Genomic DNA, 13421 nt, shown 5'->3' with positions numbered 1-13421 from the left:
GACCCGCGCCGGATAATCCCTCAGGCGCGGGTCCACAGGGCGTTTTCGCCCAGTTTTTCCACAAATATTTCATGTGCTGTGCGTTCTTCATCGGTGATCTTTGACGCCAAGGGTGTCGGTCGTGCCGTGGGTCGCCACTCTTCGCCGCCCGCACCTGCCGCAGAGGCGACAGTCGAAAGGCCGAAATCCGGCTGCCGTCCACCAATCAGCTCCAGATAGACCTCGGCCAAAATCTCAGAGTCCAGCAGCGCTCCGTGCAGCGTTCGGTTCGAGTTGTCGATATTGAACCGCCGGCACAGCGCATCCAACGAGGCGGGTGAACCCGGAAAGCGTTTGCGCGCGATGGCCAGCGTATCGAGCGCCTGATCCATCGGAATCTGCGGCAGGCCCATCCATTTCAACTCGGCGTTCAGGAACTTCATGTCGAACGAGGCGTTGTGGATGACCAGTTTCGAATCCTTGATGAAGTCGCGAAATCCCTGACCGACCTTGGCAAAAACCGGCTTGTCCTTCAGTGTTACTTCACCTTTTTCCGGTGGTCGCGGAGTTTCCAGCAGGTCCGGGCCGATACCGTGAACGCCAAACGCCTCTTCCGGCATCGAACGTTCGGGGTTGATATAGACGTGATAGGTCTCGCCCGTGGCCACGTGGTTCCAAAGCTCGACCGCGCCGATTTCCACGATGCGGTCGCCACTTTCGGGATCGAACCCCGTGGTTTCGGTATCCAGTACAATTTCACGCATCTGCCAAACCCGCCCGTATCTGCCTGACCACATCCTGCACCTGCGCGCGGGCATGGTCCAGACTGTCCGTCACGATCACGAAATCAGATCGTGCGCATTTTTCGTCATTCGGCATCTGTTGGGCGCGGATCTGCTCGAACTGCGCCTCAGACATCGTTCCCCGCGCCATGACGCGGCGTTTTTGTTCATCCGCCGGGATCGACACGCAAGCCACGGCATCCATCGCAGCATCTCCACCGGTTTCGAATAGCAAGGGAATGTCGAAAACCAGAATATCCGCGGTAGCGTTTGCTCGAAACGCAGCGCGGTCTGCGGCAACCAAGGGGTGCACGATGCCTTCGATCTGCTTGAGCGCAGCCGGGTCATTTGTGATGATCTGTTTCAGCGCATCGCGGCTGACCGCGTCGTCAACGATTGCGGCGGGAAAAGTAGCTTGCATCGGTTCAACTGCAGCACCGCCCCTTGAATAGAGTCTATGCACTGCTGCATCAGCATCCCATAACACGCAGCCTTCATCGACAAACATTTGCGCTGTGGTGCTTTTGCCCATTCCGATCGAGCCCGTCAGGCCAAGCGCGAAACTCATGACAAAACAGCCGCGCGCAGGTCTACATTGACTTCAGGGCGGACACCGAACCAGCTTTCGAAACCCGGCACAGCCTGGTGCAGCAACATGCCCAAACCATCGACGGTGGTGCAGCCGGCCTCTTCGGCGGTTTTCAGCAGATGCGTTTTCAGCGGTGCGTAGACCAGGTCCGTCACAACCGCACCGGGCTGCAACCCGTCCAGCGGCACGCGTAACTCGGGCTGCCCCTGCATCCCCAAAGAGCTGGTGTTGACCACCAATTCGGCATCCTCGATCACATTTCCGGCCTGAACCCAATCGACAACCGTGATGCTGGGCCCAAATTCATCTCGCAATGTCTCGGCCCGCTCCCGGGTACGGTTGGTTAGCAAAATCTCGGGCACATCTGCCTCGACCAAAGCCTGAAGCACCGCTCGCGCGGCACCGCCTGCCCCGAACACAACCGCAGGTCCGTCCGTCGGGGACCAATCCGGCGCGCCGCTGCGCAGGTTCTCGAGAAATCCATAGCCATCGGTATTGTCGGCGTGAATTCGGCCATCGTCCTGAAACACCAGCGTATTCGCCGCGCCAATCTTGCGCGCTCGGTCCGTGACCTCATCGGCTAGACGTAGCGCAGCCTCTTTATGCGGAACGGTGACATTGGCTCCCACGAACCCAGCCTTGGGCAAAGCGCGCAACACATCCTGTAAATCGTCCGGGGACACATCCATCGGCACGTAGTGACCCGACAACCCATAGGTCTTTAACCAATGCCCATGCAACTGAGGTGATTTCGAATGCGCCACTGGGTGCCCGATCACCCCGGCCAGAGGAATCTTTGCCTTGCTCATTGATCAATCACCCCTTTGACGGCCAGAAAATTCAACAGCTCCAATAAGGGCATACCCAAGACGTTAAAATAGTCTCCGTCAATGGTGGCGAACAGGCGCACACCTTCTTCTTCCAGCTTATAGGCCCCAACAGCGTGACGGATACTGTCCCAGCTTCGATCCACGTAGCCCCGCAGATATGCGTCCGAGCTCATCCGCATCCGCAAGCGAACCTGACCCACATGCCGCCAGATTGGCTCGCCATCCTGATAGATCACGGCCGCCGATAGCAGCATATGCCGTTTCCCCCGCATGGTCCTAAGCTGCGCCAGCGCGTCGTCAGGCGTTTGTGGTTTCGATAAAAGCTGACCGTCGAAGTCCAGCACTTGATCGCATCCCAACACCATCGCGCCGGGATGTTTGTCGCTGACCTTGCGGGCCTTCATTTCGGCCAGAGCATCCGCAACATCACGGGGCGAGGCACCTTCGGCCAGAAGGGCGCGTTTGGCTGTGTCTTCATCGACGCGCGCGGTTTGCACGCAGAATGGCACCTGCGCATTGCGCAACAACTCCGCCCGGATGGACGAGCCTGAGGCCAGAATGATGGGGACAGACATGTGGAAAACCCCCTGAGCAAATCGTTAACGGTTCCGGGATGGTTTGTATGGTTTTCCTGTTGACACGCAAGCCCGCGATTTTCGCGTCAAACATCCCGGATTCGCCCGAATACTATCCAATAGGGACAAGGATAACTCGACAGACGGGAAAACCAGGGTTTTCCATATATACCCAAAGACTTATCCCCAGTGATTCATATTCAAGAAAAGTATAAATCACTGAAATTAATCAGAAAAAATTTCCCTCAACAGAATCACCCGGCCAGAACCGGATTCTGTCCACTTGGGGAAAACATATGTGTAAAAAAGTAATCCACGGATTTGAACCACCCTACAAAACCATCATCCTTTTTCTTTTCTTATTTTTTTATTAGGGAGGGTTCCGGGAAACCTTCGGAGCCAGCATGACCGACCTTCTTTTCGCAATCTACCCGTGGGTAAAGTCGGTTCACATCATGGCCGTGATCTCATGGATGGCAGGGTTGTTCTATCTGCCCCGCTTGTTCGTCTATCACGTAGAAAAGGCTCAGGCGGTCGACGGAGCGCAGGAGATCTTCTTTGAAATGGAAGAAAAGCTGCTGCGCGTGATCATGCGCCCGGCTATGGTCGTGGCGTGGGTCTGCGGGCTGATCATGGTCTTCACGCCCGGCATTGTTGGTTGGGATTGGACTTGGCCCTGGGCCAAGGGGGTCGCGGTGATCGGGATGACCTGGTTCCATCATTGGCTGATGGCGCGGCGCAAGGACTTCATAGAGGGGCGAAATAAGCTCACTGGGCGGCAGTACCGCATGATGAACGAGGTTCCGACGGTTTTGATGGTTATCATTGTCCTGGCGGTCGTTCTGAAGTTCTGAGGGCACAAACTACTTAGGAAATACAAGGGCAGTTTGACTCCAACAAAGGTCACGCTTATGTAGGGGTCAACACGCCCGTCCGGGCGGCGTATCTTCCGTACTGAAATTCCACTTCGTGCCGCGCTGACAGCGGTGAAGGTTTGTATCATGTCCAATGAATCCCTGAATCTGGCCGATCTGAAAGCCAAAAGCCCCAAAGACCTTCTGGCGATGGCCGAAGAACTGGAGATCGAAAACGCCTCTACCATGCGCAAGGGCGAGATGATGTTCCAGATCCTGCGCGAACGCGCGGATGAGGGCTGGACCGTTGGCGGCGATGGCGTGCTGGAAGTGCTGCAAGACGGTTTTGGCTTCCTGCGTTCGCCCGAGGCAAACTATCTGCCGGGTCCTGACGACATTTATGTCTCGCCTGACATGATCCGCCTGCATTCGCTGCGCACTGGCGACACCGTTGAAGGTGAAATCAAGGCGCCCGATGACAACGAACGGTATTTTGCGCTGACCAAGGTCACAAAGATCAACTTTGAAGACCCCGAGAAAGCTAAGCACAAGATCCTGTTCGACAACCTGACACCTTTGTACCCAGACGAACGTCTGAAGATGGAGATCGAAGATCCCACCATCAAAGACAAGTCCGCTCGCGTGATCGACCTTGTTGCACCAATTGGTAAAGGACAGCGGTCGCTGATCGTGGCGCCTCCGCGGACGGGTAAGACGGTGATCCTGCAGAACATCGCGCACTCGATCGAACAGAACCACCCCGAGTGCTATCTGATCGTCCTGCTGATCGATGAACGTCCCGAAGAGGTGACGGACATGCAGCGCTCGGTGAAGGGTGAGGTCGTGTCTTCGACCTTTGATGAACCGGCGACGCGCCACGTGGCCGTTTCGGAAATGGTGATCGAAAAGGCTAAGCGTCTGGTTGAGCATAAACGAGATGTTGTGATTCTTTTGGACTCGATCACAAGACTTGGTAGGGCGTTTAACACTGTGGTCCCATCTTCGGGTAAGGTTCTGACCGGTGGTGTGGATGCGAATGCTCTGCAACGACCCAAACGGTTCTTTGGTGCGGCCCGGAACATCGAAGAGGGCGGTTCGCTGACCATCATCGCCACAGCGCTGATCGACACCGGCAGCAGGATGGACGAGGTGATCTTTGAAGAATTCAAAGGCACGGGTAACTCGGAAATCGTGTTGGACCGCAAAATCGCCGACAAGCGTGTGTTCCCGGCGATTGACATCCTCAAATCGGGCACCCGGAAAGAGGATCTGCTGGTCGACAAGGGTGATCTGGCCAAAACATTTGTTCTGCGCCGCATCCTCAACCCGATGGGGACGACCGACGCGATCGAGTTCCTGCTGTCCAAGTTGAAACAGACGAAGACGAATGGCGAGTTCTTCGATTCAATGAATACCTGACACAGGTCTTAACGGACGCGAGGCCTTCGAATGGATACGATATTCGCCTTGGCCAGCGCGCAAGGCAAAGCAGGGGTGGCGGTTATACGCCTCTCTGGTCCTTTAGCGCACTCGGCGGTCAGGGATCTGACGGGCGGGGAACTTCCCGCGCGCGGTATGAAATTACGCACGCTACGCGGGCCGGATGGATCTCGTCTGGATAACGGGTTGGTGCTGACGTTCCAGGCTCCGGCCAGTTTCACCGGTGAGGACGTCGCAGAGCTGCAAATTCATGGTAGCACTGCGTCGGTGAATGCTGTGATGCGGTGTTTGTCCGATACCGATGGTTTGCGCCTGGCTGAACCCGGAGAATTCACCCGTCGCGCGTTGGAAAACGGCAAGATGGATCTGACTCAGGTCGAAGGTCTTGCCGATTTGATCGACGCGGAAACTGAAGCGCAACGCAAGCAGGCGCAGACTATTCTAGCTGGGGGTCTGGGGCAGCTTGCCGAGCGTTGGCGTCGCGACCTGATCCGTGCTGCGTCCCTGCTTGAGGCCGTGATCGATTTTGCGGATGAAGAGGTGCCAACCGATGTCACTCCTGAAGTTCGGGCCTTAGTTGAAGGTGTCATGTCCGACCTGATGCGTGAAGCCGAAGGCGTCAAGATTGCTGAACGTATTCGCACAGGATTTGAAGTTGCTATTGTCGGCTTGCCCAATGCTGGAAAGTCTACTTTGCTGAATGCGTTGGCCGGGCGAGAAGCCGCGATAACATCGGAATATGCCGGAACTACACGCGATGTGATCGAAGTGCGGATGGACTTGGACGGTCTGCCGGTAACACTGTTGGACACGGCCGGATTGCGCGAAACCGAAGATCATGTGGAATCATTGGGGATTGCGTTGGCAAAGAAACGGGCGGAAGCTGCGGATATGCGAGTGTTTCTGACAGCTGACCCGTCCGAATTGGATGTGCAGTTTCAGTCCGACGATATCCAAGTTTTCCCTAAATCCGACCTTCGAGACGAGGGTGAAAATGGAATTTCTGGGAAAACAGGCCACGGAGTGGATGCACTTGTTGCCCGTATATCGCGTATTTTGTCATCGCGAACCACGACATCTGGTATTTCGACACGAGAAAGGCACCGTGTTGCGCTGATCAATGCGCAACAGGCCTTGAACGCGGCAATCTCGGTTCTGGAATCAGGCCCAGACCTGTATGATATCGCTGCGGAAGAAATGCGCACAGCAATCAGAACGTTGGAATCTCTGGTCGGGAGGATCGGGGTTGAAGACTTGTTGGACGAAATATTCTCGAGTTTCTGCTTGGGCAAGTAAGGAGTGTTTCACGTGAAACATTCGGATTTTGATGTCATCGTCATCGGCGCGGGCCACGCAGGAACCGAGGCAGCCCACGCAGCCGCACGGATGGGCGTGAATACCGCATTGGTGACTTTATCAGCCGCCGACATTGGAGTCATGTCATGTAACCCAGCAATCGGAGGACTGGGCAAAGGCCACTTAGTACGCGAAATCGATGCCATGGACGGCGTTATGGGGCGCGTCGCAGATCGGGCCGGAATTCAGTTTCGGTTGCTAAATCGCCGCAAGGGGCCCGCGGTGCAAGGTCCCCGAACGCAGGCAGACCGGGCTTTGTACCGGGCGGCTATGCAAAAAGAAACTCAAGCTCAACAAGAATTGAGCGTTATTGTCGGTGAAGTGACTGATTTCCTGATGGTCGCCGATCGCGTTGTCGGTATCCGATTGGCGGACGACTCAGAAATCCGAGCAAAAGCAGTGATCTTAACATCCGGGACATTTCTGCGCGGTGTGATCCATATTGGGGATCAGTCCAAACCGGGCGGACGGATGGGCGACAGACCGTCGGTTCGATTGGCAGAAAGATTAGATAGCTTTGAGTTGCCACTTGGTCGTTTGAAAACGGGCACTCCGCCAAGATTGGACGGACGAACGATTGATTGGTCAGATCTAGAGCGTCAAGACGGAGACGATGAACCAAGCCTGTTCTCTTTTTTGTCCAGTTCGGTTGTAGCTCCCCAAATCTCGTGTGGTATTACACATACGAATGCCCAAACACACGAGATAATCGAAAAGAACTTGGCGCGTTCAGCAATGTATGGCGGCCATATTGATGGCGTTGGCCCGCGGTACTGTCCTTCAATTGAAGATAAGATTGTTCGATTTGCCGAAAAGGACTCCCACCAGATATTTCTGGAGCCGGAAGGGGTCAATGATCACACAATATATCCAAATGGAATCTCAACTTCGTTGCCGCAGGGCGTTCAGCGCGAATATGTCCAGTCTATTAAGGGCTTGGAAAAAGCCAAGATTCTGCAACCAGGATACGCGATCGAATATGATTACGTGGATCCCCGTGTGTTAACTTCCTCGCTGTCTCTGCCATCTGTGCCAGGTTTATATTTGGCAGGTCAAATTAATGGAACCACTGGGTATGAGGAGGCGGCTGCTCAGGGCTTGGTAGCGGGACTAAATGCCGCCCTGGCCACCTTGGATAGAGAACCTGTTCATTTTACACGTGCAGACAGTTACATAGGGGTAATGATTGACGACCTTACCACCAAGGGAGTCGCGGAGCCTTACCGGATGTTCACGTCTCGTGCTGAGTTTCGCCTGTCATTGCGAGCAGACAATGCAGACCAGAGGTTAACGCCGGTCGGAATTAAGCTGGGGTGCGTAACACCTAAACGGGAAGAAGTGTTTTCCGAGAAGATGAAGAAGTTAACGGCGGCAAAGTCGTTGCTAAATAAGCGGAAATATACGCCGAAAGAGATAAACGCGGCAGGAATTTCGGTTAATAACGACGGCAATCGTCGAGATGGCATGGCGATTCTGGCGTTTCCCAAAGTCAATTACTCGGATTTGATCCCACTAATTTCGGGCTCGGAAGCCGTTGACCCTGATACCCGCCAACAAGTGGAGCGTGACGCGCTGTACGCGAACTATATTGAGCGGCAGAAAAGAGATGTCGAAGCAATGCGCCGGGATGAAGCTTATGAAATTCCTAGGGGTTTCGATTTTTTTGCCCTGGAAGGCCTGTCGTCAGAGATGAAACAAAAGCTGTCCCAAGCAAAGCCGGAGAATATTGGTCAGGCTAGTCGCGTCGAAGGCGTTACGCCTGCAGCTCTGACATTGGTTTTGGCCAGACTTCGCCGCAACCAGAAAGTGCGAAAGATATGAGGGACGACTTGAATGTTTCACGTGAAACATTTTCCCGGCTGACCACTTATGTGGATTTGGTCAAAAAGTGGAATCAAAGCATAAATCTTGTCTCGAGGAACAGCCTGGAGGACATATGGGAGCGGCACATCAAGGATTCTGTGCAAGTTTATCGCTGCGCCGACAGCTTCAATTCTTGGGTTGATCTGGGCAGTGGGGGCGGATTTCCAGGTATGGTCTGTGCGATTCTGGCTATGGAAGAATATCCGGACGCCTCGTTCACACTGGTGGAGAGTGATCAAAGAAAATCAGCATTTCTGCGAAATGTGGCGCGTGAATGCAGCACGAATTGCCGGGTAATTTCCAAACGAATTGAATCCGTTGACCCCTTGAATGCCGATGTTTTGTCAGCCCGCGCGCTTGCAGAATTAAAGGTCTTATTATCGTTTTGCGACAGGCATTTAGGCGAATCTGGGACAGCCCTGTTGCCGAAAGGCGCGAAGTGGAAAAAAGAATTGTCGGACGCGCAGGAGGAATGGAATTTCGATGCCGAGCCGATTAAAAGTTTAACCGAGCCCCAAGCCGTTATCCTTAAGATAATAGGAGTTTCTCGTGGTTGATTTGTCTCGTCCTTCTGGCCCTCGGATAATTGCGGTAGCTAATCAGAAGGGCGGTGTTGGAAAGACAACAACTGCGATCAACCTCGCTGCGGGCCTGGCAGAAGCTGGATGCAAAGTTCTCGTGGTCGATTTGGACCCGCAGGGCAACGCGTCCACCGGTTTAGGTGTCGAAGACCGGGATTGGACGACATATGATCTGATCCTGGATGATGCACCGCTGGAGGCGGTCGTTCAGGAAACAGAAATTGGGGGGCTTTTTGTTATCCCGGCGACTGTGGATCTAAGTTCGGCTGATATCGAACTTATTTCCAACGAAAAACGCAGCTATCTGCTTCATGACGCATTGCGTCAAACCGCTATCGACAAGTTTGGGTTTGACTTTGTTCTGATCGATTGCCCGCCTTCGCTGAACCTTTTAACCGTCAACGCAATGGTTGCAGCGCATTCTGTGCTGGTTCCGCTGCAAAGTGAGTTCTTTGCGCTTGAGGGCCTATCGCAGCTTATGCTGACCATTCGAGAGGTTCGGCAAACCGCAAACCCCGACCTCAGAATCGAAGGTGTTGTGCTGACTATGTATGACAACCGCAACAACTTGTCCCGTCAGGTGGAAAAAGACGCGCGTGACAATCTGGGTGAGATGGTATTTAAAACCAAGATACCCAGAAATGTTCGGGTCAGCGAGGCTCCGTCTTACGCTTTGCCAGTTCTGCAATATGATTCTGGGTCCTTGGGGGCGATGGCGTACCGACACTTGGCGCGCGAGGTCATGCATAAAAATAAAAAAGCCGCCTGAATGGCGGTAGGAGGTCACAGTGGCAGCAAAGAAATCGAAACCTCGGGGGTTGGGGCGCGGATTGTCTGCATTGATGGCGGATGTAACGCAGGAAACCGAAGGCCGCGTCATGTCCGAACCACGCCGCCCGGACATGAAAGTCCCGATTGAAAAACTGCACGCCAATCCGAACCAGCCGCGCCGTACTTTTTCACGAGAGCAACTGGATGAACTGGCGGCTTCGGTCAAGGAAAAGGGCATTATCCAACCTTTGATCGTGCGTGAAATCTCGGAAGGTGATTATGAGATTGTCGCTGGTGAGCGGCGCTGGCGCGCTGCGCAGATGGCGCAACTGCATGAAATTCCAGTTATTGTGCGGGAATTCGACGACACCGAGGTTCTGGAAGTCGCGATAATTGAGAATATCCAGCGTGCTGACCTGAACGCTGTAGAAGAGGCCGCGGGTTACAAACAGCTTATGGACCGCTTTGGCCATACGCAGGAAAAAATGGCGGAGGCTCTGGGTAAAAGCCGGAGCCATATCGCAAACCTGCTGCGATTGCTGTCATTGCCAATGGATGTGCAGCATTTCGTGGTCGAGGGAAAGCTGTCCGGCGGCCATGCGCGGGCGTTGATTACCGCCGAAAACCCAACTGAGCTGGCGAAAATTGTGATCCGCGATGGCCTTTCAGTCCGCGCGACCGAGGCGTTGGTCAAGAAACAACAGCAGCCGAATGAAGCTAAACCGGTCCCTCGGGCGCGCAATCTGGATGCAGGGAAGGATGCGGATACGCGGGCATTGGAAAAGGATCTGTCAGCCATTCTGGCGATGAAGGTTGTCATCAACCATAAAGCGGGGACCGAGACGGGGCAGGTTGTATTAACCTATGAAAACCTGGATCAACTCGACGATCTTTGCGCCAAGCTCAGCCGTTAGGGCGGGTCCAGATAAAGGTTAGCACAGCGCCCAAAACGACCGCCTGGATTGCAAGAACGTACCCCGGTACAGAAATCAGGACTGAAATTCCAAAAACGGCGGCAATCGATACGGTTGCCGCTTTTTTTGCACTTGCACGAATGGCGCCGGAGCTTTGCCAATCAATAATCATTGGGCCGAACGTGCGATGTGTGATCAGCCAATTATGCAAACGGGACGACGAGCGCGCGAAGAAGAAGGCGGCCAATAGCAGGAACGGGACGGTCGGTAGCAGTGGCAGCACGACACCGATGACTGCAAGCGCCACGCAAATCAATCCCAGAGTAGCCCAAAGATACTGCATGCTACCCCAGCAATTCCCGGATAACGGCATTCAACACGGCGCGTCCGTTTTTGGTAGCCTTAAGCCGACGGTCTTGCACCTCGACCATGCCGATTTCACTCAGATCGTTGAGTTTGCCATGTGGCAGCTCATACGATGATAGTGCACTGTAGCGATCTATATCTAGACCATCCGAAACACGTAGCCCCATCATAAGGTATTCATTCGCCTGCTCTTGCGGGTTGAGCGCGGTGCGTTCCTTTTCACCCGATCCCTTGAGGGCAGCGGTCAACCACGCGGTGGGCGACAAGTAGGTTTCAGTGGCGTATTTGGTGTTATGAACCGTGATGCGCCCATGAGCGCCGGGTCCGATGCCCACATAATCCCCGTAGTTCCAATAGATCAGATTGTGCCGCGACTCCGCGCCTGGTCGGGCGTGGTTTGACACTTCATAGGCGGGCAGGCCGTGGGCCTCACAAATCTCCTGCGTGGCGAGGTACATGTCAGCGGCGTGGTCATCCTCGGGCAGGCCGCGCAGTTTGCCCACCGCGTAACGGTCGCCAAAGGCGGTGCCTTCCTCGATCGTCAGTTGGTACAGTGACAGATGATCAACGGCCATCGACAGGGCTTCGGTTAGTTCCGCGCGCCAATCGTCCAACGTTTGATGCTGGCGGGCATAGATCAGGTCGAAACTGACGCGGTCAAAGCAATTACGGGCGATATCAAAGGCGGCGCGGGCCTCGGCCACCGTGTGGATACGGCCCAGACGACGCAGATCTTCATCGTTCAGCGCTTGTACCCCCATCGAGATCCGGTTCACGCCGGCATCACGATAGGCAGCGAAGCGCCCAGCCTCGACCGAGCCGGGATTGGCCTCAAGCGTGATTTCCATGTCATTGGCGGGCCGCCACAGGGCGCGGGCCTCATCAATCACAGCGGCGACGGTGTCGGGGTCCATCAGGGATGGGGTGCCGCCACCGAAGAAGATCGTGTTCAGGACGCGATTGGGCGTTTCTGTGGCAGAGCGACGCAACTCGGTCAGATATGCCTCAAGCCATTGTTTTTGATCGATATTACGCGATACATGGCTGTTGAAATCACAATATGGGCATTTGGCCTCGCAAAAGGGCCAGTGCACGTACAGGCCAAAGCCCCCGTTGCGCCAATCATCCGCCAAAGCAGCCCTTCACGAACATCTCCACCGCGCGACCGCGATGGCTGATCTTGTTCTTTTCCCAGCGATCCATCTCGGCAAAGGTAATGTCATAGCCGTCGGGGACAAACATCGGGTCATAGCCAAAACCGCCTTCGCCGCGAATGGGCCAGACCAGATGACCGGGGGCGATGCCCTCGAACACTTCGTCATGACCGTCGGGCCAGGCTAACACCAGGGTGCTGCGGAACTGCGCAGTACGCGGGCGGGGGGCGTTTTTGGCTTCCAACTCACTATGAGCGCGGGTCATCGCCATCAGGAAATCCCGGCCATTGCCAGTTTCGGCCCAATCGGCAGTGTAGACGCCGGGTGCGCCGTTCAGCGCGTCGATGGTGATCCCGGAATCGTCCGAAAGAGCGGGCAGGCCGGTCGCTTTGGCCGCGGCATGCGCCTTGATCCTGGCATTGCCGACAAAGGTATCCTCTGTCTCTTCCGGTTCGGGCAGGTTCATCTCGCCCGCGCCGATCACGGTCACGCCAAAGGGCTCAAGAAGATGCGCCATCTCCTCAAGCTTGCCTTTGTTATGAGTGGCAACCAGCAGCCTGTCGCTGTCGAACTTGCGGGTCATGCGGTCGCGGCCTTTTGCGCGGCGGCCAACTCGCCGACGCCTTTTTCGGCCAGATCCATCAACTGATCCATCTGCGGGCGGCTAAAGACCGAGCCTTCGGCGCTCATCTGTACTTCGATCAGCTTGCCCGAGCCGGTCATGATGAAGTTGCCATCCACACCGGCTTCGCTGTCTTCGGGGTAGTCCAGATCCAGTACCGGCTGACCGGCATAGATGCCACAAGACACGGCGGCGACAGGATCGACCAGAGGATCGGAAATCACATCGCCCGTTTTCATCAGCTTGTTCACCGCCAGACGCAGCGCGACCCAACCGCCGGTGATCGAGGCGCAGCGGGTGCCGCCATCGGCCTGAATGACATCGCAGTCGACAGTGATCTGTCGTTCACCCAGCGCCACCCGGTCGACACCGGCGCGCAGGGCGCGGCCAATCAGGCGTTGGATTTCCACGGTGCGACCGCCTTGCTTGCCTGAGGCCGCCTCACGCCGCATACGCGTGTTGGTCGCGCGGGGCAGCATACCGTATTCGGCAGTCACCCAGCCAAGGCCCGAGCCCTTGATAAAGGGCGGCACGCGGTCCTCGATCGTGGCGGTACACAGCACATGGGTGTCGCCCATTTTGATCAGGCAAGACCCTTCGGCATGTTTGGTGAAACCTGTCTCGATGGAAACAGCGCGCATTTCGTCTAGATTACGTCCTGAGGGTCGCATGAAAAATCCTTTGTTTGCTGGCTTTGGGATACCGCCCCGTGGCGTTACGATGCAACCCCGATTGACCTTTCATT

Annotated in this window: 15 protein-coding genes; 7 read left to right on the top strand and 8 right to left on the bottom strand. The window is 55.4% G+C overall.

What is annotated here, in order from left to right:
• Positions 1-20: 20 nt before the first annotated feature.
• From dnaQ to ACR0L1_RS13870, 4 genes are read right to left on the bottom strand one after another with little or no spacing between them, the layout of a single operon-like run.
• The gene (dnaQ, locus tag ACR0L1_RS13885) at positions 21-743 is read right to left on the bottom strand and encodes a DNA polymerase III subunit epsilon (RefSeq protein WP_170790198.1); all 723 of its coding nucleotides are present in this window, start codon (positions 741-743) and stop codon (positions 21-23) included.
• Positions 736-1329, bottom strand: a complete 594-nt coding sequence (coaE, locus tag ACR0L1_RS13880) for a dephospho-CoA kinase (RefSeq protein ID WP_170786191.1) — start codon at positions 1327-1329, stop codon at positions 736-738. Before coaE ends, dnaQ begins: the two co-directional genes overlap by 8 nt.
• Positions 1326-2159, bottom strand: coding sequence for a shikimate dehydrogenase (locus ACR0L1_RS13875; RefSeq protein ID WP_480859437.1), 834 nt, complete (start codon positions 2157-2159; stop codon positions 1326-1328). The genes coaE and ACR0L1_RS13875 overlap by 4 nt, the downstream gene beginning before the upstream one ends.
• Complete coding sequence (locus tag ACR0L1_RS13870; protein ID WP_480505381.1) at positions 2156-2755, bottom strand: Maf family protein; 600 nt, start codon at positions 2753-2755, stop codon at positions 2156-2158. The genes ACR0L1_RS13875 and ACR0L1_RS13870 overlap by 4 nt, the downstream gene beginning before the upstream one ends.
• A gap of 404 nt (positions 2756-3159) precedes the next feature.
• Here ACR0L1_RS13870 and ACR0L1_RS13865 point away from each other — a divergent pair, with 404 nt between their 5' ends.
• From ACR0L1_RS13865 to ACR0L1_RS13835, 7 genes are all read left to right on the top strand, one after another.
• Positions 3160-3609, top strand: a complete 450-nt coding sequence (locus tag ACR0L1_RS13865; RefSeq protein WP_170790202.1) for a CopD family protein — start codon at positions 3160-3162, stop codon at positions 3607-3609.
• A gap of 147 nt (positions 3610-3756) precedes the next feature.
• On the top strand, positions 3757-5028 hold the full coding sequence (gene rho, locus ACR0L1_RS13860) for a transcription termination factor Rho (RefSeq protein ID WP_170771337.1): 1272 nt from the start codon (positions 3757-3759) through the stop codon (positions 5026-5028).
• A gap of 30 nt (positions 5029-5058) precedes the next feature.
• The gene (gene mnmE, locus ACR0L1_RS13855) at positions 5059-6345 is read left to right on the top strand and encodes a tRNA uridine-5-carboxymethylaminomethyl(34) synthesis GTPase MnmE (RefSeq protein ID WP_480859435.1); all 1287 of its coding nucleotides are present in this window, start codon (positions 5059-5061) and stop codon (positions 6343-6345) included.
• A gap of 12 nt (positions 6346-6357) precedes the next feature.
• Positions 6358-8226, top strand: a complete 1869-nt coding sequence (gene mnmG, locus ACR0L1_RS13850; protein WP_480859433.1) for a tRNA uridine-5-carboxymethylaminomethyl(34) synthesis enzyme MnmG — start codon at positions 6358-6360, stop codon at positions 8224-8226.
• Entirely contained in the window at positions 8223-8825 is a 603-nt protein-coding gene (gene rsmG / locus ACR0L1_RS13845) for a 16S rRNA (guanine(527)-N(7))-methyltransferase RsmG (RefSeq protein ID WP_480859431.1), read from the top strand. The genes mnmG and rsmG overlap by 4 nt, the downstream gene beginning before the upstream one ends.
• The gene (locus ACR0L1_RS13840) at positions 8818-9618 is read left to right on the top strand and encodes a ParA family protein (protein WP_170786181.1); all 801 of its coding nucleotides are present in this window, start codon (positions 8818-8820) and stop codon (positions 9616-9618) included. The genes rsmG and ACR0L1_RS13840 overlap by 8 nt, the downstream gene beginning before the upstream one ends.
• A gap of 19 nt (positions 9619-9637) precedes the next feature.
• Entirely contained in the window at positions 9638-10534 is an 897-nt protein-coding gene (locus ACR0L1_RS13835; protein WP_480505389.1) for a ParB/RepB/Spo0J family partition protein, read from the top strand.
• Here ACR0L1_RS13835 and ACR0L1_RS13830 read toward each other — a convergent pair.
• The 4 genes from ACR0L1_RS13830 to rph are packed head-to-tail and all read right to left on the bottom strand — an operon-like array spanning position 10524 to position 13347.
• The gene (locus ACR0L1_RS13830) at positions 10524-10877 is read right to left on the bottom strand and encodes a YbaN family protein (protein ID WP_170771350.1); all 354 of its coding nucleotides are present in this window, start codon (positions 10875-10877) and stop codon (positions 10524-10526) included. The genes ACR0L1_RS13835 and ACR0L1_RS13830 overlap by 11 nt on opposite strands.
• Before the next feature lies 1 nt (position 10878).
• Entirely contained in the window at positions 10879-12033 is a 1155-nt protein-coding gene (gene hemW, locus ACR0L1_RS13825; protein ID WP_480859428.1) for a radical SAM family heme chaperone HemW, read from the bottom strand.
• Complete coding sequence (gene rdgB / locus ACR0L1_RS13820) at positions 12023-12637, bottom strand: RdgB/HAM1 family non-canonical purine NTP pyrophosphatase (RefSeq protein ID WP_480859426.1); 615 nt, start codon at positions 12635-12637, stop codon at positions 12023-12025. Before rdgB ends, hemW begins: the two co-directional genes overlap by 11 nt.
• Positions 12634-13347, bottom strand: coding sequence for a ribonuclease PH (gene rph / locus ACR0L1_RS13815; protein ID WP_170790208.1), 714 nt, complete (start codon positions 13345-13347; stop codon positions 12634-12636). The genes rdgB and rph overlap by 4 nt, the downstream gene beginning before the upstream one ends.
• Positions 13348-13421: the final 74 nt, after the last annotated feature.

This window comes from Ruegeria sp. J8 (genome assembly GCF_056531925.1).
The sequence above is the reverse complement of the archived record's forward strand: the minus strand, read 5'-3'. Positions and strand labels throughout refer to the sequence as shown.

What these genes read in the sequence shown, in the direction of transcription:
- dnaQ (WP_170790198.1), bottom strand. Translation starts at nt 743, where the DNA reads ATGCGTGAAATTGTACTGGATACCGAAACCACGGGGTTCGATCCCGAA.
- coaE (WP_170786191.1), bottom strand. Translation starts at nt 1,329, where the DNA reads ATGAGTTTCGCGCTTGGCCTGACGGGCTCGATCGGAATGGGCAAAAGC.
- ACR0L1_RS13875 (WP_480859437.1), bottom strand. Translation starts at nt 2,159, where the DNA reads ATGAGCAAGGCAAAGATTCCTCTGGCCGGGGTGATCGGGCACCCAGTG.
- ACR0L1_RS13870 (WP_480505381.1), bottom strand. Translation starts at nt 2,755, where the DNA reads ATGTCTGTCCCCATCATTCTGGCCTCAGGCTCGTCCATCCGGGCGGAG.
- ACR0L1_RS13865 (WP_170790202.1), top strand. Translation starts at nt 3,160, where the DNA reads ATGACCGACCTTCTTTTCGCAATCTACCCGTGGGTAAAGTCGGTTCAC.
- rho (WP_170771337.1), top strand. Translation starts at nt 3,757, where the DNA reads ATGTCCAATGAATCCCTGAATCTGGCCGATCTGAAAGCCAAAAGCCCC.
- mnmE (WP_480859435.1), top strand. Translation starts at nt 5,059, where the DNA reads ATGGATACGATATTCGCCTTGGCCAGCGCGCAAGGCAAAGCAGGGGTG.
- rsmG (WP_480859431.1), top strand. Translation starts at nt 8,223, where the DNA reads ATGAGGGACGACTTGAATGTTTCACGTGAAACATTTTCCCGGCTGACC.
- ACR0L1_RS13830 (WP_170771350.1), bottom strand. Translation starts at nt 10,877, where the DNA reads ATGCAGTATCTTTGGGCTACTCTGGGATTGATTTGCGTGGCGCTTGCA.
- rdgB (WP_480859426.1), bottom strand. Translation starts at nt 12,637, where the DNA reads ATGACCCGCAAGTTCGACAGCGACAGGCTGCTGGTTGCCACTCATAAC.
- rph (WP_170790208.1), bottom strand. Translation starts at nt 13,347, where the DNA reads ATGCGACCCTCAGGACGTAATCTAGACGAAATGCGCGCTGTTTCCATC.